Here is a 24,747-nt window from a genome sequence, read left to right as displayed (position 1 = left end):
GACGGGGGAGGCCCGATGAATCTGCTGCGACGGATCGGGATCTTCCTTTTCCCGCTGTGCACATCGCTGCTGCTGATGCTGGTGATCTGGTACGTCTTCCTGAAAGCGTTTCCGCAGGTCGGCCCGCGGGTCGGCAAGACGCCCGGCGATATCTGGACCTACTTGGTGACGGCGCCCAACGCCGCGACCGCGCGGCAGGCGATCCTGGACGATCTGCAGATCACGCTGCGTGACGCGGCGATCGGGTTCGGCGCGGGCATGCTCGCCGCGCTGGTGGTCGCCGCGCTGTTCGTGTCGTTCGCCGCGATCGAGCAGACCTTCCTGCCGGTGGCGATGCTGCTGCGCTCGGTGCCGCTGGTAGCGCTCACGCCGATCATCGTGCTGGTGTTCGGCCGCGGCCTGGCCGGGGTCGCGGTGCTCGCCGCGATCGTGGTGTTCTTCCCCGCGCTGGTCATGATCATGGCGGGATTGCGCAACGCGCCGCGGCAGGCGCTGGAACTGGTGGCCGCGTACGGCGGATCGCGCTGGACCGGGTTGCGCATGGTGGCCGTGCCCGCGGCGCTGCCCTCGGTGTTCGCCGCCGCGCGGATCTCGGTACCGGGCGCGCTGATCGGCGCGTTGCTCGGCGAGTGGCTCGGCAGCGGTACCGGCCTGGGCGCCAGCTTGATCCGGGCGATCCCCACGTTCCAGTACAGCAAGTTGTGGGCATCGATCGTCATCGTCACGCTGGTCTCGGTGGCGCTCTACGCGATCGTCGGTGTCGTGGAGAACGTGGTGCTGGCCCGGTTCGGACCGGAAGCGGGACGACTCTGACCGAACCGAATTCTCGCTCGGAACGCCAAAGTAAAGAAAATGAAACGCGCTGCACTTAGATTCGGCCCATGACACCCGCGCACCGCTCCACGTTCGGGCACCTGAACCGACGCTCATTCCTCCGTTACTCCGCGTTCGCCGGCGCCGCGCTCGGCGGTGCCGGAGCGCTGGCCGCCTGCGGAGGGAGCTCCGGTGATTCGCCGGGCGGCACCACCGCGGACGGATCGAAATACGGCGGCGTCGCGGTGCAGCTTTCCTGGCTGAAGAACATCGAATTCGCGGGCGAATACTTCGCCGACTCGAAAGGCTATTTCAAGGAGGCGGGTTTCGGCTCGGTCGACTTGATCGCGGGCGGCGCGGCCAGCACGTCGGTGGAGGCCGGATTGGACACCGGGAAGGTGTGGCTGGGCCTGTCCGCGCCGCAGACCACCGCACCCGCGATCCTGGAGGGCCTGCCCGCCAAGATCGTCGCCACCACGTATCAGAAGAACCCGTTCGCGATCGTGTCCTCCGCGGCGAAACCGATCAAGACGCCCGAGGACATGAAGGGACGCAAGATCGGTGTGCAGGACACCAACCAGTTGATCTTCAACGCCCTGCTCACCGCCAACGGGTTGAAGCCGGGCGATGTCACTGTCGTGCCCGCGCAATTCGACCCGACCCCGCTGGCCAACGGAGAGGTCGACGGATGGGTCAGCTACGTGACGAACGAACCGATCACGCTGGCGGCAAAGGGCTTTCAGAACACCCACTTCTTGTTCGCCGACTTCAACCTGCCGCTGGTCGCGGAGACGCTCACGGTCGCGCAGTCCACCATCGACAAAGAGCGTGACAAGTTGAAAGCGTTCCTGGCCGCCGAGATCAAGGGCTGGAAGGACGCGGTGGCCGATCCGGCCGAAGCGGCCCGGCTCGCGGTCGAGGTGTACGGCAAGGATCAGAAGCTCGATCTCGCCGAGCAGACGAAAGAGGCTGTCGCGCAGAACGATCTAGTGGTTTCGGCGGATACCGCCACGGGCGGACTGCTCTCGATGACCGACGCCCTGATCGAGCAGAACATCGCCGCGCTGCGTGCCGCGAAAATAGACATCAAGGCCGCGCAACTGTTCGACCTGTCCGTATTGCGCGAGGTGTATGCCGAGCACCCCGGGCTGAAATGATCAGAGACCCACGGCGGTTTTCGGCGTGATCGGGATTTCGCCGCTGTACGGATCGACCGCTCGCACCGGCTGCGCGGCGCGGGCGGCCAGCAGTTCGGCCGCGATCGCGACGGCCATCTCGGGCGCGGTGCGTGCGTCGATGTCGAATCCCGCGGGCGAGTGCAGCCGCGACAGCGTCTCCTCGCCGAAACCGCCTGCGCGCAGGTCCTCCATACGCCGGACGTGCACCTGGCGTGACCCCATGGCGCCGAGATAGCCGACCTCGGGTAGTCGCAGCGCCACGGTGAGTAGCGGAATCTCGAATGTGGGATCGTGCGACACCACGACTATGGCCGTGCTGCTGTCGATTTCACCGGCCGAGGAGAGGACGTTGAGGTACCGGTGCGGCCAGTCGACCACGACCTCGGCGCCGGGAAACGATTCCGGCGTAGCGAAATTGGGGCGGGAGTCGCAGATGGTCACTCGGTATCCGAGCAACCTGGCCTGCACGGTGAGTGCGGCGGCGAAGGAATTGGCGCCGAAGATGATCAGGCGCGGCGGCGGAGCGAACGAGGCGACGAAGACATCGGAATCGGGTAGCGCGACCAATTCGGTGGCGTGCCGCTTGTCGGTGATCAGGTGCTGGCCGATCAGGTCGGCATCGGAGTTCCACACCACCGTGAAGACGGTGACCCTGCGGTGCGCCGCGATCTCGGCGGCGACATCCGGGAACTCCGGGAAGTGTCTTCGAGAGAACGGTTCGGTGAAGACGTCCATCATCCCCTCGCCGTGCGCGCCCCCGTCCACGCCGAAACGGTGCATCGCGCGGCGGCCGGTCCGCGCGGCCTGGAGCACGGACTCGTACGCGATGTCCTCCAGCCCGCCCGCGGCGACCGATCCGTAGACGCCCCCGTCCGGGTCGACCAGCATCGCCGAGCCCACCGGTAAGGGCGCGGCGCCCACGGTGCGCACGATGGTGCCGAGTCCGCCGGTCCGGCCCGAGTGCCACACCCGCAACAGGTCGTCGACGATATCCCGCATCAGTTAGCTCCGATCACCGTGCGGTCGTGGCCGGGAAGTCACGATCGACGCCCGTCGCCAAATCGTCGCACGTGACGCACACCATATCGTTTCTGCCGGTCAAATAGGTGCGGGCGCCGGAATCTCCTGCAGCCGATCCACAAACCGCATTCCAGTGCTTGTGGGCTATAACAACGGGGTGTCCGGGTGTGTCGTGGAACACAGCGCGCGCCAGACCGCTGGGGGCCGCGAGCGCGGCGGCGAGCACTCGGGCGACCGCGTCGGCGCCGACATCGGGGGTGTCCACCGGCATGATCGCGGCGTAACGCGCGGGGGTGCTCGCCGCGGCGATCAGGCCCGCGCGCAGCGATGCGCTCAGCCCCGTCGCCCAGTCCGCCGCCCATACGTGCCGCACGCCCGGCGGCAGATCGACGATCCCCGGCGTCGGGCCGGTCGCGCCGAGGACCACGATGACCGGGTCGCAACCTCCGCCGCGCAGCGCGGCGACCGCGGCCCGCAGCCAGGCGCCGTCGTCGGCGAGCACTTTGGGTTTTCCGTAGCGGGTTCCGGCGCCCGCGGCGAGCACGACGCCGGCGCAGGGTGCGACGGCGGGGCGATCAGGGTCGGCCATGCCTCAAACGTAATACCGGCCGGTCTGCGCCGCATGATGGGAAACCGGTGCTCAGGCGTGGTTCCGGAGCGACACGCCGAAGGCGATCCCTCCGCTTCCGGTGGCGGCTCGTCCCGTCGTATTCGATGCTGGTCCGATGACGGATCAGCGACGCGGTATCGCGGCGTTCGACGCGCTGTCCGCCGACGCGGCCTATCGGACGGTGCTCGGCTGCTGCTCGTCGCCGGAGTTCGCGCGGTCGCTGGTCGCGGGCCGTCCGTACCGGAGCGTCGAGGCGCTGCTCGAGGCGGCGGACGAGGCGTTGGCACGGCTGCCGGAGTCCGAGTTCGACCTGGCGCTGGCGGGTCACCCCAGGATCGGCGAGCGACCGTATTCCGCCGCTTCGGCACGGGAGCAGGCCGGAGTGACGGGCGCGGCCGACGCGGTACGCGCGGCGCTCGCCGCGGGCAACCGCGCCTACGAGGAACGGTTCGGGCACATCTACCTGGTGTGTGCGAGCGGAAAGTCGGGTGCGGAGCTGCTCGCGCTGCTCACTGCCCGGTTAGGCAATGATCCCGAGACCGAAAGGCAGGTCGTGCGAACAGAATTGGGCAAGATCAATCGGATCCGGCTGCGCGCGCTGCTGGCGGAGCGGTCGTGAGCACGCTGAGCACGCATGTGCTGGACGCGGTGCGCGGCGTGCCCGCCGCGGGCGTCACGGTGACGTTGTACCAGCAGGAGCGGCAGCTCGATTCGGGCGAAACGGGCGCGGACGGGCGAATCCGGGCGTTGGGCGAAGCGCTCGAAGCCGGAACCTATCGGCTGGTGTTCGACACCGGCGCCTACTTCGCGGGTCAGGGGGTGGAGACGTTCTATCCCGAGGTGAGCATCGCGTTCGCCGTGACGGAGGAACGGCGCTATCACGTCCCGCTGCTGTTGTCGCCCTTCGCCTTTTCGACCTATCGAGGGAGCTGAGCATGGAACTGACCGGGCCCATCGTGCTGACCGACCACCGATACGGCAAGGCGGAGAACCGGATCGTCCGGATCCACCGGCAGAGCGCACGGCACGAGATCCGCGACGTGAACGTGTCCACGGTGCTGCGCGGCGATTTCGCCGACGCGTACGTCGCGGGCGACCAAGCGAAGGTCTTACCCACCGACTCGCAGAAGCAGACGGCCTATGCCTTCGCGAAGCGGCCCGGGCTGCGGGCCATCGAGGACTACGCGCTCGCGCTGGCCGATCATTTCGTCGCCGAGATCGAACCGGTGCACAGCGCGCGTATCGAGGTCGACGAATACGCCTGGCGGCGCGTGACGGTCGGTGGTGTGGAACATGATCACACCTGGGTGCGGCAGGGACCGGAAGTGCGCACCGCGGCGGTCACCGTGGCGGGGAAGGGCTCCGAGCGACTGGCCTGGGTCGTCGGCGGGGTGAAGGACCTGACCATCCTCAAGTCGACCGGCTCGGAGTTCGCCGACTTCCTGAGCGACGAGTTCACCGTGCTCGCGCCGACCCGTGATCGGATGCTGGCCACGTCACTGATCGCCGAATGGCGTTTCGCGAGCAGCGCGGGCATCGACTGGGACGAGGTCTACACCGGCGTGCGGGCGCGGCTGGTGGAGACCTTCGCGACGCTGCATTCGAAGGCGTTGCAGCAGACGCTGTTCGAGATGGGCAAGGCCGCGCTGACCGCGTACCCGGTGCTGGCCGAGGTCCGGCTCGCGGCGCCGAACAAGCATCACTTCGACTACGACTTGGGCCGCTTCGGCATCGAGAACCACGGGGAGGTCTACCACGCCGACGACCGCCCCTACGGGCTGATCCACGCCACCGTTGCGCGGGCCGACGCGCCGGAAGCGGGTCCCGCGTGGAGCAGGTGACCGTCATCGCGGACTGCGCCGTCGCGACCGTCGACGCCCAGGGGACCGAGTACGCCCGCGGGTACGTCGTCGTGCGGGGCAACCGGATCGACGCGGTCGGCGCGGGGGATCCGCCGGACCTCGGCGCGGACGCGCGGCGCGTCGACGGGCGCGGCTGCCTGCTGACGCCCGGGTTGGTGAACACCCATCAGCACCTCTACCAATGGATTACCCGCGGCCTGGCCACCGACCACACGCTGTTCGAATGGCTCACCACGCTCTACCCGGTCTGGGCGGGCATCGACGAGGACGGGGTGCGCGTGGCCGCCACCGGTGCGCTCGCCACTCTCGCGCGCACCGGGTGCACCACCACCACCGATCACCACTACGTGTTCCCGCGCGACGGCGGTGACCCGCTCGCCGCCGAGATCACCGCGGCGGCGCAGGTGGGCCTGCGGTTCCATCCCTGTCGCGGCTCGATGGATCTGGGCGCGAGCGGCGGCGGCCTGCCGCCCGATCACCTGGTGGAACGGCTGGACGACATCCTCGCCGGGAGCGCGGAGGCCGTCGCGCGGTGGCACGACCCGTCGTCCGACGCCATGCTGCGGATCGCGCTCGCGCCGTGTTCGCCCTTCTCGGTCACGCCCGACCTGCTGCGCGAGTCGGCGGCGCTGGCCCGCGAGCTCGGGGTCCGGCTGCACACCCACCTCGCCGAGACCATCGACGAGCAGGACTTTTGCCTGGCGACTTTCGGCTGTACGCCCGCGCGGTACCTGCAGCGGCTGGACTGGTTCGGTCCGGACGTCTGGTACGCGCACGCCGTCCACCTGGACGACGACGCGCTCGCCGCCCTCGCGGAGACCGGTACCGGCGTGGCGCACTGCCCTACGTCGAACGCGCGGCTCGGCGCGGGCATCGCCCGCGTCGCCGACCTGGTCCGCGCGGGCGTTGCGGTGGGGCTCGGGGTCGACGGCGCGGCGAGCAACGAGGCCGGTTCGATGATCGAGGAGCCGCGCCACGCCTTGCTGTGGGCGCGAAATCGGGGCGGCCCGCACGCGATGACCGTGCGCACGGCGCTGGAACTGGCCACCATGGGCGGCGCGCGGGTGCTGGGCCGCGCCGCCGACATCGGTTCGATCGAGGTCGGCAAGCTGGCGGACCTGGCGCTGTGGCGGCTGGACACGGCCGCGCACGCCGGGATCGCGGATCCGGTGACCGCACTGGTGCTCGGCTCGCCTCCGCCGTTGGCGGCGCTGCTGGTGAACGGACGCGAGGTGGTGTGCGACGGCGAGGTGCGGACGGTCGACACCGATGTGGTCGCCGCCGAGGTGGCGCGGGCGCAGGCGAAACTGCTCGCGAAAGCGGGGTGAGCGACTCGCGCGCAGCAGCCGTCGGCGGCCCTGCCGGAGTGCGGGATCGGCCTACCGGCAGCGGGTGCTGTCGCCGTACGGCCTGTGCCGGTCGAGGCGGGGGGACGTGGCCCGGCCGGTACAGGTCGCCCACCTGCTCGACTGCGCAGGCGAGCAGCACCGGGAACCAGGCGGCGCGGTCGGTGCGGCGAGGCCGGGAGGATGCTGTCGGCTCCTTGGGTGCACGGAGTGCGGATCTCCGTCGCCGAGGCGCTCGAAGTCGATCGCGCACCGGAACACCGGATGCGGCCGTGCGGCACTCTCGCCATAGCCGCGCGGTGGTCGGGAATGCCGGGTGCGGTGACGGTGGTGTCGCGTCACCTTCGCTCGAGTGAGAATCGCCGCGTTGATCTGGGCGGGGTGTCGTGCCTGGTCAGGCCGGACGAGCAATACTGAAGCAGTGTCGGCTCGGACGGCCGGTAGGCGGGCGCGAGCCGTGGTGTCGTGGACGGCACGCCCGCGTAAGCGCTCGGCCGGGACGGTTTCCCGGTCGCGGGGGCCGTCGTGCGGCGAGGTAACGGCCGCGCAATCTGACGTGCGTCGCGCGCAATACGGCGGCAACCGACTGGCTCTACGGTGACGGAGAGGCAGGAACGAGGTGAGACGTGGATCTGGACACGATTCGCGAGGTGGTGATCGCTCGCGAGCGCGAAGACCTGGCCGTGCTCGGTGCGTCCACTGCGGTGCTCGCCGGAGGAACCTTCCTGTTCTCCGAGCCGCAGGATCAGCTGCTGCGCCTGGTCGACATCACCGGCCTGGGGTGGCCCGCGTTCGAGATCGTGGACGGCGGACTGGACATCGCCGCGACTTGCACCCTGGCCGAGTTCGCCGGAGCCGCGCCGGGCCGTGAGCTGGGGACGGGGGTGTTGCGCGACCCGTGGCCGGGGACCGCGCTGTTCGCTCGGTCCTGCCGGGCGCTGCTGGCCTCGCACAAGATCTGGCGCACCGCGACCGTCGGGGGCAACGTCTGCCTGGCGTTGCCTGCGGGAGCGGTGCTCGGCGCGCTGGTGGCGCTCGACGGAACCGCGCTGGTGTGGGCCGCGGACGGTACCGATCGGGAAATTCCGATGCGGGAGTTCGTCCTCGGTCCGGGCCGTACGGCGCTGCGCCCCGGCGACGTGCTGCGCTCGATTCGCCTGCCGCGCTCGAGTCTGCTGGCCCGCACCAGCTTTCGAAAGATCGCGCTCGCCCCGCTCGGCCGCTCCGACGCCGTCGTGATGGGGCGGAGGGAAGGCGGTGGCCGTAGCGCGGTCACGATCACGGCCGCCACGATCAGGCCCGTCGTGCTGGACTTCGCCGCACCGCCCACCGAAGGCGAGATGCGCGATGCCGTGCACATGATCGATCCGGCGCTGTGGTTCGACGATCCGCACGGGTCGCCGGAGTGGCGCAGGCATGTCTCGGGAGTGCTCGCCGACGAGGTCGCCGCGGAACTGCGGGGAAACTGATGCGATTCGAAGTGGACGGCAGGACCGTCGACATCGCGGCGCGGCCGGGGCAGTGCCTGCGGACGGCGCTGCGCGACAGCGGCAACCTGGCGGTGAAGAAGGGCTGTGACACGGGCGATTGCGGGGCCTGCTCGGTGCTGGTCGACGGAATGACCGTGCACTCCTGCGTCTTTCCCGCCTTTCGCGCCGCCGGACGCGCTGTCACCACCGCCGCCGGACTCGGAACGCCCGAGCATCCGCACCCGGTGCAGCGCCGGTTCGTCGCCGACGCCGCGTTCCAATGCGGGTTCTGCACCGCGGGCATGGTGGTGACGGCCGCGGGGCTCGGGTGTGCCGCCGACGAGCAGGTCGGCGTGTCGGGCGACGAACTCGCCGAGCTGATGAAGGGCAACCTCTGCCGCTGCACGGGTTATCGCGCCATCCGCGCCGCGCTGGGCGAGCAGCTCACTCCGGACGATCCTGCCGCCGTCGCACCGGATCCGGCCGCGGCGATCGTAGGAGCGGGCGCCCCGGCCGGGCCGCGCATCGTCTCCGGACGCGAGCCGTACACCTTCGACTTGCCGCTACCGGGCGACGCCGACACCGCGCCACCGTCCGCGCCGCTGCACATCGCGGTGCTGCGAAGCCCGCACCCGCATGCGCGAATCCGCTCGATCGGTACCACAGCCGCCGAGGCACTACCCGGCGTGCACGCGGTGCTCACCCATGCCGACGCGCCGGACGTGCCGTTCTCCACCGCGCGGCACGAGCTGCGCACCGACGACCCCGACGACACCTACGTGCTCGACCGCACGGTTCGCTTCGTGGGGCAGCGGGTGGCCGCGGTGGTGGCCGACAGCGTCGCGATCGCCCGCGAGGGATGCCGTCTGCTGGAGGTCGACTACGAGGTCCTGCCCGCGGTGTTCGAACCGCAGGACGCGCTGCGCCCCGACGCGCCGAAACTGCACGGCGACAAGCCCCCCTCGGCCCGGATCATCGGTCCCGGCCGCAACCTGGTCGCCGAACTGCACGGCGAGGTGGGTGACGTCGCCGCGGGTCTGGCTGCCGCGGCGCACGTCGTACGCGGCGTCTGGGATTCGCCGCGGGGCCAGCATGTGCACTTGGAGACACACGGCGGCGTGGGCTGGCTGGACGACGCCGGACGCCTGGTCATCCGGTGCAGCACCCAGGTCCCGTTCCTGGTCCGCGACGAACTGTGCCGTCTGTTCGGCCGGTCGTCCGCGCAGGTGCGGGTGTTCGCGGCCAGGGTCGGCGGCGGGTTCGGCGCGAAACAGGAGATGCTGGCGGAGGACCTGATCGCGCTGGCCGTGCTGCGCACCGGCAGACCGGTGCAATACGAGTTCACGCGCTCCGACGAATTCACCGCCGCGACCTGCCGCCATCCCATGCGGGTCGCGGTAACGGCGGGGGCCGACGCGCGCGGTGTGCTGACCGCCTTGGCCGTCGACGTGCTCGCCGACACCGGCGCGTACGGCAATCACAGTGGCGGGGTGATGTATCACGGCGTCGGTGAGTCGGTGGAGCTGTACCGCTGTGCCAACAAGCGGGTCGACGCGCAGGCGGTGTACACCAACAACGTTCCCTCCGGCGCGTTCCGCGGCTACGGCCTCGGGCAGGTGATCTTCGCGGTGGAGTCGGCTCTCGACGAACTCGCGCACGCGCTCGGCATGGACCCGTTCGAACTGCGCCGCCGCAACGCGGTGGTGCCGGGTGACCGGTTCGTCGGCGCCGCGGTGAACGAGAGCGACCTCATGTTCGGCAGCTACGGCCTGGACCAGTGCCTCGACCTCGCCGAACGAGCGCTGCTGCGCGGCAACGACGTGCACGCGCCCGGCCCGGAGTGGCGGGTGGGCACGGGCATGGCCGCCGCGATGATCGCGACCGTTCCGCCGCGCGGTCACCGGTCGACCGCGACGGCCGCGCTGCTGCCCGACGGCCGCTACGAGATCCGGGTCGGCACTGCCGAATTCGGCAACGGCACGACGACGGTGCACGCGCAGCTCGCCGCTACCGCGCTGGACACCGAGGTGGACCGCATCGTGGTCCGGCACGGCGACACCGACCTGGTGGACCACGACACCGGCGCGTTCGGCTCCACCGGCATCGTGGTCGCGGGCAAGGCCGTGTACGCGGCGGCGTGCGCGCTGCGCGGGCGGCTGCTGGCGAGGGCGGCGGAACTGACCGGCGTCGCGGAGCGGGACTGCGCGCTGAACTCCGGCGGCGTGCACTGCGGCGACCGGCTGCTCACCGCCGCCGAACTGCTGACCGGTGGCGCCCTCACCGCGCGCGCCGAGCACGACGGCAGTCCCAGGTCGGTGAGCTTCAATGTGCACGCTTTCCGCGTCGCCGTGCACCCGGACACCGGAGCGGTGCGCATCCTCCAATCGATCCAGGCCGCCGACGCGGGGACGGTGCTCAACCCCGTGCAGTGCCGCGGGCAGATCGAGGGCGGCGCGGCTCAGGCCATCGGCACGGCGCTGTACGAGGACATGCGCAGCGCGCACGGTGTGGTGGGTGCGCAGACCCTGCGGCACTACCACATACCGCAATTCGCCGACGTGCCGCGCACGGAGGTCTACTTCGCCGAGACGTCCGACGCGCTCGGTCCGCTGGGGGCCAAGTCGATGAGCGAATCGCCGTACAACCCGGTCGCGCCCGCGCTGGCCAACGCGGTCCGCGACGCGGTCGGCGTGCGGATGTACGGGCTGCCGATGACCGCCGACCGGGTCTGGGCCGCCCTGCGGGAGAAGGGATCACGATGACGAAGGTGCCGGAGAACGTCCGCGCCCGGGTCGAGGCGATGCTCGACGCGGTCGATACCGAGCTGCGCCGCCGATACCCCGGCTCGAACGGTCGCTCGCAACCGATCCACACCGTGTACGTCCCGGCCGACCGGGTCACCGAGGAGACTCCCGGGGAGTGGGGCGCGACCGCGGTCGAACTACTCGAACGCCACCACGATCTGCTGATCACTCTCGACGGCACCGATTCGCTTCCCGACGTGCGCAAACGGCTGGAAGCCGACCCGGTCCAGGATCTGCGCATCGACTTCGAGGACGGATACGGCCTGCGCGCCGACGCCGAGGAGGACCGTGCGGCCACGGCGGCGGGCGCGGTGCTGGCTGCCTGGGCACGGCGCCCCGGAGGCCCGGCGAGCAGCGGCATCCGGATGAAGGGTTTGGGCGGCGGCGAGCGTCGCCGGGCGCTGCGCACGCTCGACCTCGTGTTGGAGGGCGCCGGCGGCGTGCCCGAGGGATTCGTCTTCACGGTGCCGAAGATCCGTGCCGCGCAGCAGGTTCCCGCCCTGGTGCAGCTGTGCGCAGGGCTGGAACGCGGGTACGGCATCGCCGCGGGCAGCCTGCGCTTCGAACTACAGATCGAGAGCCCGCAGGCGATCCTGGCCGCGGATGGCACCGCGCCGGTGGCCGCCATGCTCACCCTCTCCGAAGGGCGGTGCAGCGCATTGCATTTCGGTACATACGACTACACCGCCGCCTGTGGCGTCGCCGCACCGGATCAGGCGCTCGACCACCCGGCCGCCGATTACGCCAAGGCGGTCATGCAAGTCGCGGCCGCGCAGACCGGGGTGTGGGTATGCGATGGTTCCACCCAGATCGTGCCCGACGCCGACCCGGAGGCCGCGCTGCGCAACCACCACCGATTGGTCGCCCGGGCGTTGCGGCGCGGGTACTACCAGGGCTGGGACATGCATCCGGGTCACTTGGTCACCCGCTGGCTTGCCACCTACGACTTCTTCCGCCGGGCGATCGACGTCGCGGTGCCGCGCCTGCGGGACTACCTCGCTCGACGCGGCGGCGACATCGTCGACGAGCCCGCCACCGCGGAAGCGCTGGCCGCCACGGTGCTGCGTGGCATCGAGTGCGGCGCCCGCCCGGACGCGGGGGCGCCGGAACTCACCGAGACGGTTCTGCGAGCCCTGGCGGCACGCGCGCCGATACCGGAGGCGCCGTGATCGGCCATCCGAACGGGACGATCCCGCACGACACAGGAGACGCGATGCGCGACCGGGGCGACGAAGAATTCACGCTGCTGCCGGACCTGGCGGTCCGGCCGCTGGGCGGTTCGGTGATCTGGGCGAACGACGAATTCTTCGCGGAGAAAGAGAATCTGATCAACCCGGGGCCCGCCCGGTACCGGCCGTCCGACTTCGGGCACAAGGGACAGATCTACGACGGCTGGGAGACCCGCAGGCACCGCGGGCAACCCGGCGACGACGCCGCGATCGTGCGGCTCGGCGTGCCCGGCGTGATCCGCGGGATCGTGGTGGACACGGCGTGGTTCAAGGGCAATTACCCGCCCGCCGTGTCGGTGTCCGCGTTGGAGGTCGAGGACTATCCGCACGCGGACACCATCGCCGCGCGGGACGATTGGGTGATGCTGGTCGATCGCTCGCCGGTTGCGGGCGACAGCCGCAACTCGTTCGCCGTCGAGAACGAGAAGCGCTGGACGCATGTGAAACTCACCATGCACCCCGACGGCGGCGTGGCCAGGCTGCGGGTGCACGGCGAAGGACGGCCCGACCCGCGCCTGCTCGGCCTCGGTCCGCTGGACCTGGCCGCGCTGGAGAACGGCGCGCTGGTGCTGGACTGCTCCAATCGCTTCTACAGCTCGCCGAACCAGTTGCTGTATCCCGGCCGCGCCCGGTCCATGGGTGAGGGCTGGGAGACCGCTCGCCGCAGGGACGACGGCAACGACTGGGTGCGCATCCGCCTGGCCGGGCCGGGACTGATCCGGCTCGCCGAGCTGGACACGTCCTACTTCCTGGGCAACAGTCCGGGCGCCGCCCGGCTGACCGGTCGCACCAACGACGGCACCGAGCTGGAGTTGTTGCCGCGCACCCCGCTGCAACCCGACACCAGGCACCGGTTCCCGATCGCGCCGATGGCGGCGTCGGTGGAGGAGGTGCGTCTGGACATCTACCCGGACGGCGGGCTGGCGCGGCTGCGCCTGTACGGAGAGCTCGGCGCATGAGCGGGCGGACGTCGGCAGTGTGTTGGGCTGCGCCTGCTCGGCGTATGTACGCGTGGGCGTTCGCAAGGTGTGGAGCTGCGCATGCAGGGCGAGCTGGGCGTATGAACGCGCGGGCATCGGCGGCGCGCACCGAGCCGTGTTTTCGTGAGGCGCGCTGATGAGGGATTTCGTCGGCTACGGCCCGCGTCCGCCGGACCCGAAGTGGCCGGGACAGGCGCGGATCGCGGTCCAGTTCGTGCTCAACTACGAAGAGGGCGGCGAGAACAACGTCCTCGACGGTGACGAGTTCTCCGAGACGTTCCTGTCGGAAATGACTCCCGCCGAAGCCTTTCCGAACCGCCACATGAGCATGGAGTCGCTCTACGAGTACGGCGCACGCGCCGGGTTGTGGCGAGTGCTGCGCGTCTTCGAACGGCGCGGGTTGCCGCTGACGATCTTCGCGGTCGCCCGAGCTCTGCAACGCAACCCGGAGGCGGTGGCGGCCTTCGGCGAACTGGGCCATGAGATCGCCTGCCACGGTCTGCGCTGGAAGTCCTACCAGCTCACCGACCGCGACACCGAGCGTGCGCACATGGCCGAGGCGGTGCGCGTCCTCACCGAACTGACCGGCTCCCGGCCGCTGGGCTGGTACACCGGCCGCGACTCGCCGAACACGAGGGAGCTGGTGGTCGAGCACGGCGGCTTCGCCTACGACGCCGATTCCTACGCCGACGACCTGCCCTATTGGGTGCGCGTGCTCGACCGCGGCCACTTGGTGGTGCCCTACACCTTGGACACCAACGACATGCGATTCGCCTCCCCCGCGGGTTTCCCCACCGGCGAACAATTCTTCGCACACGTCCGCGACGCCTTCGACGTCCTCTACCGGGAAGGGGCGGAGGGCAATCCGAAAATGCTGTCCATCGGCCTGCACTGCCGCCTCATCGGCCGCCCCGCCCGCACCGCCGCCTTGGAACGCCTACTCGACCACATCCAGTCCTACGACCAGGTCTGGATCACCCGCCGCATCGACATAGCGCGACATTGGCGCACGGTGCACCCACCGGTTGCATCCTTTTGACTTCGCCGGACCGCAACCCCAGCGTTGGCCTTCAGAGCCGTAGGTGCGACGCGTCGGCGAGTGGCACATGGCTGTGGCGAAACGCGAAAAGACCTCTCGCTGATGTGCCGCTCGCGGTCGTGGGGCGGCTCGTGGCGGGCGTCAGAGATCGGGGCGGGGTTCGCGTGGTCGGAGGTGGCGGGTCAGCGTCGTGAGCGCGTCGAGCACCTCGCGTAGGGCGGCTGGGTCGTTGTCGGCCAGTGCCGCTGCCACCGCGTCGTCCACTGGTGTTGCTCGGACTTCGGCTACTCGGGGTGAGGCTTGGTCGGCCGCGCGGACGAGGGTGCGGCGGCGGTCGCGTGGGTCGACCGTCGAGGTGACCGCACCGGCCTCCTTGAGTCTGGCGACGGCGGTGGATACCGCGCTTTGTGGCAATCCGGTTCGGGTGGCGATCTCGCCCACGGTGCTGTCCGGGTGCTCGAGGATGTCGCTCGACACGACGAGCACCGGGCGGTGTCCGCCGCCGAGTCCCGCTGTCGGCAACGCCTCCTCGCCGATCTTCATCAACGTCCGGCCCAACAGGAACAGTTCGACTCCGTCCACGACGGAGAACTTTACATCAATTCAGATGTATCAAGCTTGATGTATCTGAATTGATGGATTAGTCTGGTCTGCATGAGCACGATTGCCACTGGCACTCTCGAAGTCCCCGGAGCCGACCTGTACTACGAAGTTCGCGGCAGCGGCCCGATGCTTCTGATCTCGCAGAGCGGCGAGGGGGACGCGCGGCGCAGCGAAGATCTGGTCCGCCATCTGGAGCGGCGCTTCACCGTCGTCACTTACGACCGGCGCGGACTGTCCCGCAGCGTCCTTCGCGATCCGGGCGCTCCCGCCTCGGTCGCGACGCACGCCGACGACGTCTATCGCCTGCTGTCCACGTTGACCGACGAGCCCGTGGCAATGCTCGGGTGCAGCATGGGCGCGGCCATCGGATTGCATCTGGCGGTCGAGCACCCGGACCGGCTGCACACTCTCGTCGCGCACGAGCCCGTCACGCCGTGGCTGCTCGCCGCCGCCGACCGCGCCGCCCAAATGGGCGAACTCGAACACTGCGAGCAGGTGTTCGCCGAGCTCGGCTGGCAGGCGGCACTCGCTCCGATGGTGCGGACGCTGGGGATCGATCCGAAGAGCCAGGATCGCGAACCCGGCGTGACCGCACCCCCGCTCGGCCCCGAGCGTGCCGCGAATTTCGAATATTTCCTCGGGCACGACTTCGCCGCGATCCGCGCCGACCACCTCGACGTCGCGGCCTTGCGGCAGTCGCCGGTACGCATCGTCCCGGCCTGCGGGCACACCACCCCTCAGCACGTCTTCGACTACAAGGCCGCCCACGAGTTGGCGGCACTGCGCGGCGTGCCGGTGGTGGAATTTCCCGGCGGGCACAACGGAAATCTGACGCATCCGGCCGGATGGGCCGCGCGGGTCGGCGAAATCTTGTCGAACCACACGTTATTGGCGGGATAGAGCCTAGTCCGGCTCGCTACATCATTGCCGCGGACGGACTGATCCTGCGCCCAGGTTGGGGACAATGCCCGTGCGCATGCCCGCTCAGCGGCCCAGCCTGCCGTACGGCACGAGATACCCGGGATCCGTTCGGCTTCGCCAACCGCGCTCGGTCGGTTCCAGCGCCCGGCCGCTGGCAGCGGGGTCCTTCGGCCACGGCTCGCGTATGTGAATCTGAATGTCGTCCTGAAGGATTCGCGCCAACTCCATCGCGAAGCCCTCGGCCGTGCCGCTGCCCGACTCGGTGGGGTCGAGCGCCGCGGAGGTGCCTGCATCCGGCACTCCAATGCTCACCCAAGCTTTCGGCACCGGGCGACCGGGCTGCTCGCCGAATCTCCGCCAGTCCTCGGTGTACTCGGTGCTGATCTGTGTCGAGAACCCCAGGGATTGCTCGATATCGGCCGCCAGCAGCCGGGCACCTCGAACTGCTTCGTCTATACCCATGCCCATCCTGCCATTCGCCCACACGGCCGAACACTGCTCGAGACCGCCCCCTTCGGATCGGCCATCTTCCGCCACGAGTGGCACAAGGCTGCGGCAAAACGCGAGAAGGGCTCTCGCTCATGTGCCACTCGTGAGCCGGAATAGTCGGAGAGGTTGCCAGTGGCGCTGTGGCTGCTTTTGAACCACTTCGCCCCGGATAGGTCGGTCTTCACGCCTCGTAGCTCCTTGCTACCCGCCTCAGCAGGTCTCGCGATCTGGTCTCATCCAGCGACGACGTCCGGATGGGGGGTGGTCCGAGGAATCCAACTGACGGGATTGTCGGGAGCGGGCAATGGAGGGTGGTAGACGGAGGGAGCCACCCTTGCCGGGCTCGGAACTTCCCCCGTCCGGCCTGAGGCCGGGGGAATCGAGCCCGAGATCGAGGGGTGGCGTGGGCCACAGTGGTCGTGTGAAGGTCCTCACAGTTGGGAATTGCAGAGCCGGGGTGTAGGGGGCCGCCCGCCGATCGCTAACAGTACGAGCGTTACGCTAAAATCCCATGTCAGAGCTACCGGCCGGTAGATTGCACTACTGCAATTCGAGGGCAAATTTTGCAGACTTAGCAAAGAGGGCTGAAAACCTAGCTCAGATTCACACTAACAACAGGTAGACGCCTATTTCTTCATGTGCCATCGTGTGGAAGTACACCCCAAGGGCCTAGCAAGCCTGCAAATTGCCGCTCCAGCAGTACGAGCTGTTTCGTAGCTCGACCGGGCGGCAGCACCGAACGAGGAAGTGGAGTCACAGATGTCGACCACCGGCACCCCGAGGACCACCGCGGAAATCCAGAAGGATTGGGACACCAACCCGCGCTGGAAGGGCGTCACCCGTAACTACACCGCGGAGCAGGTGTCGAAGCTCCAGGGCACGGTCGTCGAGGAGGCCACCCTCGCCCGCCGCGGCTCGGAGATCCTGTGGGATCTCGTCAACAACGAGGACTACATCAACTCCCTCGGCGCTCTCACCGGCAACCAGGCGGTCCAGCAGGTCCGCGCCGGGCTGAAGGCCATCTACCTGTCGGGTTGGCAGGTCGCCGGTGACGCGAACCTGTCCGGCCACACCTACCCCGACCAGTCGCTGTACCCGGCCAACTCGGTTCCGTCCGTGGTCCGCCGCATCAACAACGCGCTGCTGCGCGCCGACGAGATCGCCAAGGTCGAGGGCGACACCTCGGTCCAGAACTGGCTGGCCCCGATCGTCGCCGACGCCGAGGCCGGCTTCGGTGGCGCGCTGAACGCCTACGAGCTGCAGAAGGCCATGATCGCCGCCGGCGCCGCCGGTGTGCACTGGGAGGACCAGCTGGCCTCCGAGAAGAAGTGCGGCCACCTGGGCGGCAAGGTGCTGATCCCCACCCAGCAGCACATCCGCACCCTGACCTCCGCGCGTCTGGCCGCCGACGTCGCCGACGTGCCGTCGGTGATCATCGCCCGCACCGACGCCGAGGCCGCCACCCTGATCACCTCGGACGTGGACGAGCGCGACCGTGAGTTCCTGGACGGCACCCGCACCGCCGAGGGCTTCTTCGGTGTGAAGAACGGCATCGAGCCCTGCATCGCGCGTGCCAAGGCCTACGCCCCCTACGCCGACCTCATCTGGATGGAGACCGGCGTGCCGGACCTCGAGGTCGCGCGCAAGTTCGCCGAGGCCGTCCGTGGCGAGTTCCCGGACCAGCTGCTGGCCTACAACTGCTCGCCGTCCTTCAACTGGAAGGCGCACCTGGACGACGCGACCATCGCGAAGTTCCAGCGTGAGCTCGGCGCGATGGGCTTCAAGTTCCAGTTCATCACCCTGGCCGGCTTCCACTCGCTCAACTACGGCATGTTCGACCTGGCCTACGGCTACGCCCGCGAGGGCATGACCGCCTTCGTCGACCTGCAGGAGCGCGAGTTCAAGGCCGCCGCCGAGCGTGGCTTCACGGCCATCAAGCACCAGCGTGAGGTCGGCGCGGGCTACTTCGACACCATCGCCACCACCGTGGACCCGAACACCTCCACCGCGGCGCTCAAGGGCTCCACCGAAGAGGGCCAGTTCCACTGAGCTGTGCCGCCGCGCTTCGGTCGCGGCTGGTCGAACGGCCCGCGCGTCGCATGCCGCTTTCGGAGCGACGCGCGAGCCGTTCGAAAACACAACTGGTGCTCGCAAGGGAAGTGAGGTTCCCGACGTGAAAACCGACAATCCTCTACTCCGGTAGGGGTGTACTGCCCTCCCCGCTGAACAGCCCCGGCGGGGAGGGCATCCCTATACCTTGGACCATCGAAGGGCGCGCTCACACCGGAGCGACACCTTCGCAGACCAGCCACCCCAGAGCCAGACAACCCAGCAGGAGCGGGACGTGAGCAGCGAAAAGATCCAACGCGTCGGTGTCATCGGCGCCGGCCAGATGGGCGCCGGAATCGCGGAGGTGTGTGCCAGGGCGCACGTCGACGTACTGGTGTACGAGCAGACCCGGGAACTGGCCGCGGCGGGCCGCGCGCGCATCCTGCGGTCCCTCGATCGCGGCGTGAGCAGCGGCAAGATCACCGAGCGCGAACGCGAGCAGGCCGCCTGGCGGCTGCGGTTCACCTCCGATCTCGGCGACTTCGCCGACCGTCAGCTGGCGGTCGAGGCGGTGCTCGAGGACGAGAAGGTGAAGACGAGCATCTTCGCCGAGCTCGACAAGGTCGTCACCGACCCTTCGGCCGTACTGGCCTCCAACACCTCCTCCATCCCGATCATGAAGATCGCGGTCGCCACGGCGAACCCCGAGCGCGTGGTCGGCATGCACTTCTTCAACCCCGTCCCGGTGCTGCCGCTGGTCGAGCTGGTCACCACGCTCAAGACCAGTGAGTCGGTCTCCGCGCGGGCCGAGGCGTTCGCGGGCGACGTGCTCGGCAAGCAGGTCGTGCGCTCGGCCGACCGCTCCGGTTTCGTGGTCAACGCGCTGCTGGTGCCGTACCTGCTGTCGGCGATCCGGATGGTCGAGTCCGGCTTCGCCACCAAGGAGGACGTCGACAAGGCGATGGTGCTCGGCTGCGCCCACCCGATGGGCCCGCTGGCGCTGACCGACCTGGTCGGCCTGGACACCGTGAAGTCCATCGCCGACTCGATGTACGGCGAGTTCAAGGAGCCGCTGTACTCGGCCCCGCCGCTGCTGATGCGCATGGTCGAGGCGGGCCTGCTCGGCAAGAAGACCGGCGCGGGCTTCTACCAATACCGTGCTTGATTCGCAGCGCCCGCGGCGCTGCGTGTTCGCGGCCCCTGGAAGTCTCGCGTCCGAGCGTCCGCTGCTCGCGCCTTCGGCGCATGCACAACGGACACTCGGACGCGAGACGGGCCGCGAACGGTGCTCGTAAGATTCGCACCCAGGGGGCCGGGGGAGCGAGCACCGAACGATCGGCGGTAGACGCGCCGCGGCGGTGGCCCCAGTCGGGGGGCGCGTAACGACCCCGACGTGGAGTCGACCGGAACGGTGTCGCCGGGCCGTCGACGGCAATCGGCATAAGCTGCACAACAGCCGGGCCATGGTGACGGCTCGGCTGGGTATCCGGAGCGCAGCGCCGGGTCGATCCGTCGATCCAGGCAAGGGCCGCGCAGGTGATCGAAAGAAGGTATCCCGCTCATGGTGAACGTGACCGACGGCTACGGGTCGAGCATCCTCGGCTATCCCAGGATCGGGCCGCACCGCGAACTCAAGCGGGCCCTGGAGGCCTACTGGCACGGTTCGCTCGACCGCGAGAAGCTGCTCGCGGTCGGCCGTGAGATCCAGGATACCCAGTTCAACGAGCTGGCCGCTACCGGACTGACCCAGGTGCCGGGCAATACCTTCTCGTTCTACGACCACGTGCTCGACAACGCGCTGTTGTTCGGCGCGGTGCCCAAGCGGTTCGAGCCGTATCGCGAGGGCCTGCATCCGCTGGACTTCTACTTCCTGATGGCGCGCGGCCGTCCGGACCTTCCGCCGCTCGAGCTGGTCCGGTTCCTCGGTACGAACTACCACTACCGCCAGCCGGAAATGGACGCCGACACCGAGTTCTCGCTGCACCCCGAGGCGCTGCTCGACGAATTCGACCGCGCGAAGGCGGTCGACATCGAACTGCGGCCGGTGGTCCTCGGCCCGGTGTCGCTGCTGCTGCTGTCCAAGGCCGGGCACATCCCCGGCGAGTCGGGCGGGTTCGACACGCTGAGCCTGCTGGACAAGCTGCTACCGGTCTACGAGGAACTGTTCGAGATCCTCGCCAAGCGCGGCGCCACCTGCGTGCAACTGGACGAGCCCGCGTTCACCAGCGAGCGCACGCCCGCGGAACTGGCCGCGTTCGAGTCGGCCTATCACCGGTTGGGCAAGGCCCCGCTGCGTCCGCGCATCCTGGTCACCGGACAGTACGGCGATTTCGGCGAGGCGCTGGCCATTCTCGCGAGCACGAACATCGAGGCGATCGGCCTCGACCTCGCCAGTCACCGGATGCGCCCGGAGGATCTGGCCGAGGTGCCCGGCATCCGCCGCAAGCGCTTGTACGCGGGCGTGATCAGCGGCCGCAACGTGTGGCGCGCCGACCGCTACGTCACGCTGGAATACCTGAACGAACTGGCGCAGGTGTGCCCGGACCTGGTGGTCTCGACCGGGACCACGCTGCTGCACGTGCCTTACGACCTGCTGGTCGAATACGACATCGAGGGGCATGTCGCCGATCGGCTCGCGTTCGCGAAACAGAAGGTGGGCGAGGTGGTCTCGCTCGCGAAGGCGCTCACCGAAGGCCCGTCGGACAAGTGGCGCAAGCGGCCGACCGAGGTGCACTTCAAGCAGAAGCACGCGGTGCGGCAGCGGGTCTACGCGATCACCTCGGACATGCGCTCGCGGGAGCCCTACGAGGTGCGCCGGGAAGCCCAGCAGCGCAAGTTGAACCTGCCTCCGGTGCCCGCGACCACGCTCGGCTCCTTTCCGCAGACCGTCCGGATTCGCCAGGCGCGCTACGAGCTCGGCGAGGGCAGGTTGTCCTACGAGGAGTACCGCAAGCGGATCGAAGCCGAGATCGAGGCGACGATCCGGTTGCAGGAGGACATCGGCCTGGACGTGCTGGTGCACGGCGAGCACGAGCGCAACGACATGATCCAGTACTTCGCCGAGCTGCTCGACGGTTTCGCGACCACCCGCTTCGGCTGGGTGCAGGTGTACGGATCACGCTGTGTGCGGCCGCCGATCATCTACGGCGACGTGTCGCGCCCGGCGCCGATGTCGGTGGAGTGGATCACCTACGCGCAGTCGCTCACCGACCGGCCGGTCAAGGGCATGGTGACCGGGCCGGTCACCATGATCGCCCGCTCGTTCGTCCGGCAGGACCAGCCGCTGCACGAGACCGCCGACCAGGTGGCGCTGGCCATCCGCGACGAAGTGGTGGACCTGGAGAAAGCGGGCATCGCGATCATCCAGGTCGACGAGCCCGCGATCCGGGAGATGCTGCCGCTGCGCCCGGAGGGGCGCGCCGAGTATTTGCGCTGGGCGGTCGGCGCGTTTCGTCTGGCCACCTCGGGGGTGCAGGCGGAAACGCAGATCCACACGCACATCGGGTATTCCGGCCGCGCCGAGGTGGTCGAGGCGATCGAAGAACTCGACGCCGACGTCACCGCCATCGTCGCGACGCGCTCGATCGAATGGGTGCTGCGTGCGTTGAAGGAGGACTGCGCCTCCGGGCACGGGCTCAGCCACGGCGTCGGCCCCGGCGTGTACGAGAGCCGGTCCGCGCGTATCCCGGACATCGACGAGCTGGACGAATTGCTCACGGCGGCAGCCGAAGCGGTGACGCCGCAGCGGTTGTGGGCGAATCCGGACGGCGGCCTGAAGACCAGGCACTACTGGCAGCTCGAGCCGTCGCTGCGCAACTTGGTCGCGGCGGCGCGCCGCATCCGCAGACGGGTGGAGTCCGCCGAGTGAGCTGAGGCAGAACGCGCCGACGGCCGTCTTCGTTCGATCGAACGGGGGCGGCCCTCGGCGTTTTCCCAGAGCTATTTCAGTACAGTTCGTACTGTATCGTTGAACTATGGACACCGACAACGGCTGGCCGGACTCACTGCGCGTCGCACAGGTCAGGATCGCCCGCCCGACCGACCGGCTCGAGGAAGTGGTGCGGTTCTATGTCGACGGGCTCGGCCTGCGCGAGCTCTACCGATTCCGCGACCACGCGGGCTACGACGGCGTGATGCTCGGATTGCCCGGGGCCGGATACCACCTGGAATTCACCACGCATGTGGACGGCAGCCCCGGCGATGCGCCGAGTCGGGAGAACCTGTTGGTGCTCTACTTCACCAGCGAGTCGCACATGTACGACGTTGCGCAGCGGCTCGGTGAGTTCGGCGTCGAGCCGGTGCCCGCCGAGAATCCGTTCTGGGCGGCCAACGGCGGCTTGACCTTTCCCGATCCGGACGGCTGGCGCGTCGTGCTGATGCCGCGACCGGTCTTCTGATGGCGGGACGAACCCGCGACGACCGCATCGACGCCGCGGTGCTCGCCGCCGCGCGGGAACTGCTCGACGAGGTGGGATACGCGGACCTGTCCATCGGGCAGGTCGCGGCCCGTGCGGGTCTGCACCGTCCCGCGATCTACCGCAGATGGCCGTCGAAGCGGCACCTGGTGGTCGACGTCGTCGCCGAAATGCTCGGCTTGCGACCGACCCCGGACACCGGCGACCTGCGCGCCGACCTGAACCGCGCCATGCGGGATCTGGTCGCCGCGCTGCGTGACACGTCGCTGCACCGGGTGTTGCCCGCGCTGGTCGCGGACCTGGCCGGTGACGAGCGGTTGCGCGCCCACTTCCTGGCCACGGTCTTCGAACCGCGGCGGCGGACCACGGCGACGGCGTTGCGCTCGGCCATCGCCCGCGGCGAAGTGGACCCGGACATCGATCCGGATTTCGTGCTGGACGCGGTCGCCGCGCCGATTTACTACCGGGCGTTGTTCGGACACCTACCGCTGACCGATGAACTCGCCGAGCAGTCGGTCACGGCGGTGCTGCGCGCGATCACTCGCTGACGGCAGGCAGCGCGCTGAGCGTCGCGAGCACCTCGGTCGCGGCATTGGCCACCGCTTCGACCTCGGCCATTGCCAGCGCGGCCGCCGTAGCGGCCCGCACGCGCGGCAGCAGCGCCAAGCAGGCCGCGGCGGCGGTACGGTCGGCCGGGGCGAGCTCGGCGTCGTCCTCGGCGGCGGATTGCCATGCCGCGGTGGCGATCACCTCGTGCAACCAGTTGAGCAGCTCCAAGCGCAGTGGTTGCGGATCGCGCAGCCAGGCGCGGACATAGATCACGTCGGTGCGCTCGTGCAGCAGGGCGCCGAGCACGACTTCGGCGGCGGGCGCGGTGACCGAGTAGATCGAACCCTGGTGCAGCACCGCGGAGTACAGGAATACGATGCCGCGCGCCTGGTCCTCGGTAGCCGCGCTGATCAGGTCGGCGAGCATGGCGGGGGCATCGCTCGCGGATCCGTGGGCGTGCGCCAGCCCGGCCCAGTCCGTCTCGCGCAGCACGGTCGCCGCCCGTTCGTGGTAGATCGGCGCGAGCGCGGCCGCCGCCCGGACGCGAGCTTCCGCGTCCGTCGAATCGAGTGCGCGCTGGAAGGCCGCCAGCGCCACGTCCGGCTCGCCGAGCTGTTCGCTGAACACCCCGACATCCAGACTGGCCCGCGCGGCCACCGCGGGATCGTCCGAACCGGCCAAGGACCGGCTCACCTCCCTGGCCCCCGGCAGATCGCCCGCCTCGCTCAGATGCTGGACGAGATCGCCCGCGACGATGAGCGACTGATCCTCCGGCCAGCCGTCGATGACGGCGCGGTAGGCGGCCTTCACGCCGTCCAGGTCGTCTTCGGAGCGCAGAAGGTAGGCCAGGTTGGACAGGGCGAGCCGGGCGATGTCGCCGGGGCCCGCGTCGATCGCGTGCTGGTAGGCCGTGCGCGCCGAATCCGAGTCCCCGCGCTTGGCGCGCGAGTAGCCGAGATTGATCCAGGCCCGCGGCGCCGCGTCGGGATGGCCGGATTCGGCGGCGCGCTCGTACATCGCCTCGGCCGCCGCCGTGTCGCCGCGTTCGGCCAGCAGCAGGCCAAGGTTGTAGGCCGCGCGCGGCCCGGCGTCCTCATGGCCGGAATCGACCGCGACGTGGTAGGCGCCTTCCGCGGCCGGTTTGTCACCCGCCGCGCTCAGCAGTCCGCCCAGCTCCGCGGCGGCCAGCGGCGCCCAGTTCGGATGGCCGGAGGCGATGGCGATCTGAAACGCCTCGCGCGCGGCCGCCACGTCGTTGCGCCTGCGGTGCATCTTGCCGAGGTCGAAGGCCAGGTCCGGCGGCCGCTTCAGCATTGTTCCCATTCCAGCCTCGGCACCGAGTGGTGCGGATCCTTTTCCGAGAGTTCTACA

General features: G+C 69.4%; 22 protein-coding genes. 17 read left to right on the top strand and 5 right to left on the bottom strand.

Annotated elements, in window-relative coordinates; genetic code table 11:
• Positions 1-15 precede the first annotated feature (15 nt).
• Positions 16-813: an ABC transporter permease gene (locus ACWEH3_RS00780; RefSeq protein WP_450024209.1), complete on the top strand. Its 798-nt coding sequence runs from the start codon at positions 16-18 to the stop codon at positions 811-813.
• Positions 814-881: 68 nt separating this feature from the next.
• Complete coding sequence (locus ACWEH3_RS00775) at positions 882-1,970, top strand: ABC transporter substrate-binding protein (RefSeq protein WP_355071807.1); 1,089 nt, start codon at positions 882-884, stop codon at positions 1,968-1,970.
• Here the strand turns inward: ACWEH3_RS00775 and ACWEH3_RS00770 are convergent, their stop codons facing one another.
• Together ACWEH3_RS00770 and ACWEH3_RS00765 are read right to left on the bottom strand one after the other, a co-directional pair.
• Positions 1,971-2,990 carry an XdhC family protein gene (locus tag ACWEH3_RS00770; RefSeq protein ID WP_450024206.1) on the bottom strand — a complete coding sequence of 340 codons (1,020 nt, stop codon included), beginning with the start codon at positions 2,988-2,990 and terminating at the stop codon, positions 1,971-1,973.
• A 13-nt stretch (positions 2,991-3,003) separates the two neighbouring features.
• Positions 3,004-3,600 carry a nucleotidyltransferase family protein gene (locus ACWEH3_RS00765; RefSeq protein WP_452358245.1) on the bottom strand — a complete coding sequence of 199 codons (597 nt, stop codon included), beginning with the start codon at positions 3,598-3,600 and terminating at the stop codon, positions 3,004-3,006.
• A gap of 136 nt (positions 3,601-3,736) precedes the next feature.
• On the opposite strand from ACWEH3_RS00765, the gene uraD reads away from it, so the two are divergent.
• The 9 genes from uraD (at position 3,737) to puuE (ending at position 14,350) form a co-directional block, all read left to right on the top strand.
• Complete coding sequence (uraD, locus tag ACWEH3_RS00760; RefSeq protein ID WP_450025834.1) at positions 3,737-4,240, top strand: 2-oxo-4-hydroxy-4-carboxy-5-ureidoimidazoline decarboxylase; 504 nt, start codon at positions 3,737-3,739, stop codon at positions 4,238-4,240.
• The gene (gene uraH / locus ACWEH3_RS00755; protein ID WP_355071813.1) at positions 4,237-4,554 is read left to right on the top strand and encodes a hydroxyisourate hydrolase; all 318 of its coding nucleotides are present in this window, start codon (positions 4,237-4,239) and stop codon (positions 4,552-4,554) included. The genes uraD and uraH overlap by 4 nt, the downstream gene beginning before the upstream one ends.
• A 2-nt stretch (positions 4,555-4,556) precedes the next feature.
• Positions 4,557-5,462, top strand: coding sequence for a factor-independent urate hydroxylase (gene pucL / locus ACWEH3_RS00750; RefSeq protein ID WP_450025832.1), 906 nt, complete (start codon positions 4,557-4,559; stop codon positions 5,460-5,462).
• A complete protein-coding gene (locus tag ACWEH3_RS00745) occupies positions 5,459-6,811 on the top strand; it encodes an 8-oxoguanine deaminase (protein ID WP_450025830.1) in 1,353 nt (450 codons plus the stop codon). The genes pucL and ACWEH3_RS00745 overlap by 4 nt, the downstream gene beginning before the upstream one ends.
• 644 nt (positions 6,812-7,455) lie before the next feature.
• Positions 7,456-8,298: an FAD binding domain-containing protein gene (locus tag ACWEH3_RS00740; RefSeq protein WP_450025828.1), complete on the top strand. Its 843-nt coding sequence runs from the start codon at positions 7,456-7,458 to the stop codon at positions 8,296-8,298.
• Positions 8,298-11,060, top strand: coding sequence for a molybdopterin-dependent oxidoreductase (locus tag ACWEH3_RS00735; protein WP_450025826.1), 2,763 nt, complete (start codon positions 8,298-8,300; stop codon positions 11,058-11,060). Before ACWEH3_RS00740 ends, ACWEH3_RS00735 begins: the two co-directional genes overlap by 1 nt.
• A complete protein-coding gene (locus ACWEH3_RS00730; protein ID WP_450025824.1) occupies positions 11,057-12,271 on the top strand; it encodes a DUF6986 family protein in 1,215 nt (404 codons plus the stop codon). The genes ACWEH3_RS00735 and ACWEH3_RS00730 overlap by 4 nt, the downstream gene beginning before the upstream one ends.
• A gap of 44 nt (positions 12,272-12,315) precedes the next feature.
• Positions 12,316-13,290, top strand: a complete 975-nt coding sequence (gene alc / locus ACWEH3_RS00725) for an allantoicase (protein WP_450025822.1) — start codon at positions 12,316-12,318, stop codon at positions 13,288-13,290.
• 157 nt (positions 13,291-13,447) lie between these two features.
• On the top strand, positions 13,448-14,350 hold the full coding sequence (puuE, locus tag ACWEH3_RS00720) for an allantoinase PuuE (RefSeq protein WP_450025820.1): 903 nt from the start codon (positions 13,448-13,450) through the stop codon (positions 14,348-14,350).
• Between the two features lie 141 nt (positions 14,351-14,491).
• On the opposite strand, the gene ACWEH3_RS00715 is transcribed toward puuE, so the two are convergent.
• Positions 14,492-14,932 (bottom strand): MarR family winged helix-turn-helix transcriptional regulator, encoded by a 441-nt coding sequence (locus ACWEH3_RS00715; RefSeq protein ID WP_450025818.1) that lies wholly within the window; start codon positions 14,930-14,932, stop codon positions 14,492-14,494.
• A 72-nt stretch (positions 14,933-15,004) separates the two neighbouring features.
• Here ACWEH3_RS00715 and ACWEH3_RS00710 point away from each other — a divergent pair, with 72 nt between their 5' ends.
• Positions 15,005-15,853, top strand: a complete 849-nt coding sequence (locus ACWEH3_RS00710; RefSeq protein ID WP_450025816.1) for an alpha/beta hydrolase — start codon at positions 15,005-15,007, stop codon at positions 15,851-15,853.
• 84 nt (positions 15,854-15,937) lie between these two features.
• On the opposite strand, the gene ACWEH3_RS00705 is transcribed toward ACWEH3_RS00710, so the two are convergent.
• Entirely contained in the window at positions 15,938-16,336 is a 399-nt protein-coding gene (locus tag ACWEH3_RS00705) for a hypothetical protein (RefSeq protein WP_450025814.1), read from the bottom strand.
• Between the two features lie 786 nt (positions 16,337-17,122).
• Here ACWEH3_RS00705 and aceA point away from each other — a divergent pair.
• From aceA to ACWEH3_RS00680, 5 genes are all read left to right on the top strand, one after another.
• Entirely contained in the window at positions 17,123-18,412 is a 1,290-nt protein-coding gene (gene aceA, locus ACWEH3_RS00700) for an isocitrate lyase (RefSeq protein ID WP_450025812.1), read from the top strand.
• Positions 18,413-18,707: 295 nt separating this feature from the next.
• Entirely contained in the window at positions 18,708-19,577 is an 870-nt protein-coding gene (locus ACWEH3_RS00695; protein WP_450025810.1) for a 3-hydroxybutyryl-CoA dehydrogenase, read from the top strand.
• A gap of 396 nt (positions 19,578-19,973) precedes the next feature.
• Positions 19,974-22,280 carry a 5-methyltetrahydropteroyltriglutamate--homocysteine S-methyltransferase gene (gene metE, locus ACWEH3_RS00690; RefSeq protein ID WP_450017533.1) on the top strand — a complete coding sequence of 769 codons (2,307 nt, stop codon included), beginning with the start codon at positions 19,974-19,976 and terminating at the stop codon, positions 22,278-22,280.
• A gap of 106 nt (positions 22,281-22,386) precedes the next feature.
• Entirely contained in the window at positions 22,387-22,809 is a 423-nt protein-coding gene (locus ACWEH3_RS00685; RefSeq protein WP_379254046.1) for a VOC family protein, read from the top strand.
• Entirely contained in the window at positions 22,809-23,375 is a 567-nt protein-coding gene (locus ACWEH3_RS00680) for a TetR/AcrR family transcriptional regulator (RefSeq protein ID WP_450017535.1), read from the top strand. Before ACWEH3_RS00685 ends, ACWEH3_RS00680 begins: the two co-directional genes overlap by 1 nt.
• On the opposite strand, the gene ACWEH3_RS00675 is transcribed toward ACWEH3_RS00680, so the two are convergent.
• The gene (locus ACWEH3_RS00675; RefSeq protein WP_450017537.1) at positions 23,365-24,690 is read right to left on the bottom strand and encodes a tetratricopeptide repeat protein; all 1,326 of its coding nucleotides are present in this window, start codon (positions 24,688-24,690) and stop codon (positions 23,365-23,367) included. The genes ACWEH3_RS00680 and ACWEH3_RS00675 overlap by 11 nt on opposite strands.
• Positions 24,691-24,747: the final 57 nt, after the last annotated feature.

It is taken from the genome of Nocardia sp. NPDC004718, from assembly GCF_053601535.1.
The sequence above is the reverse complement of the archived record's forward strand: the minus strand, read 5'-3'. Positions and strand labels throughout refer to the sequence as shown.

Bases quoted from the DNA above. Each gene is read 5' to 3' on its own strand.
- aceA (WP_450025812.1), top strand. From the start codon at position 17,123: ATGTCGACCACCGGCACCCCGAGGACCACCGCGGAAATCCAGAAGGAT.
- ACWEH3_RS00735 (WP_450025826.1), top strand. From the start codon at position 8,298: ATGCGATTCGAAGTGGACGGCAGGACCGTCGACATCGCGGCGCGGCCG.
- ACWEH3_RS00770 (WP_450024206.1), bottom strand. From the start codon at position 2,990: ATGCGGGATATCGTCGACGACCTGTTGCGGGTGTGGCACTCGGGCCGG.
- metE (WP_450017533.1), top strand. From the start codon at position 19,974: ATGGTGAACGTGACCGACGGCTACGGGTCGAGCATCCTCGGCTATCCC.
- pucL (WP_450025832.1), top strand. From the start codon at position 4,557: ATGGAACTGACCGGGCCCATCGTGCTGACCGACCACCGATACGGCAAG.
- alc (WP_450025822.1), top strand. From the start codon at position 12,316: ATGCGCGACCGGGGCGACGAAGAATTCACGCTGCTGCCGGACCTGGCG.
- puuE (WP_450025820.1), top strand. From the start codon at position 13,448: ATGAGGGATTTCGTCGGCTACGGCCCGCGTCCGCCGGACCCGAAGTGG.
- ACWEH3_RS00680 (WP_450017535.1), top strand. From the start codon at position 22,809: ATGGCGGGACGAACCCGCGACGACCGCATCGACGCCGCGGTGCTCGCC.
- ACWEH3_RS00780 (WP_450024209.1), top strand. From the start codon at position 16: ATGAATCTGCTGCGACGGATCGGGATCTTCCTTTTCCCGCTGTGCACA.
- ACWEH3_RS00730 (WP_450025824.1), top strand. From the start codon at position 11,057: ATGACGAAGGTGCCGGAGAACGTCCGCGCCCGGGTCGAGGCGATGCTC.
- uraD (WP_450025834.1), top strand. From the start codon at position 3,737: ATGACGGATCAGCGACGCGGTATCGCGGCGTTCGACGCGCTGTCCGCC.
- ACWEH3_RS00710 (WP_450025816.1), top strand. From the start codon at position 15,005: ATGAGCACGATTGCCACTGGCACTCTCGAAGTCCCCGGAGCCGACCTG.
- ACWEH3_RS00675 (WP_450017537.1), bottom strand. From the start codon at position 24,690: ATGCTGAAGCGGCCGCCGGACCTGGCCTTCGACCTCGGCAAGATGCAC.
- ACWEH3_RS00705 (WP_450025814.1), bottom strand. From the start codon at position 16,336: ATGGGTATAGACGAAGCAGTTCGAGGTGCCCGGCTGCTGGCGGCCGAT.
- ACWEH3_RS00765 (WP_452358245.1), bottom strand. From the start codon at position 3,600: ATGGCCGACCCTGATCGCCCCGCCGTCGCACCCTGCGCCGGCGTCGTG.
- ACWEH3_RS00775 (WP_355071807.1), top strand. From the start codon at position 882: ATGACACCCGCGCACCGCTCCACGTTCGGGCACCTGAACCGACGCTCA.
- ACWEH3_RS00685 (WP_379254046.1), top strand. From the start codon at position 22,387: ATGGACACCGACAACGGCTGGCCGGACTCACTGCGCGTCGCACAGGTC.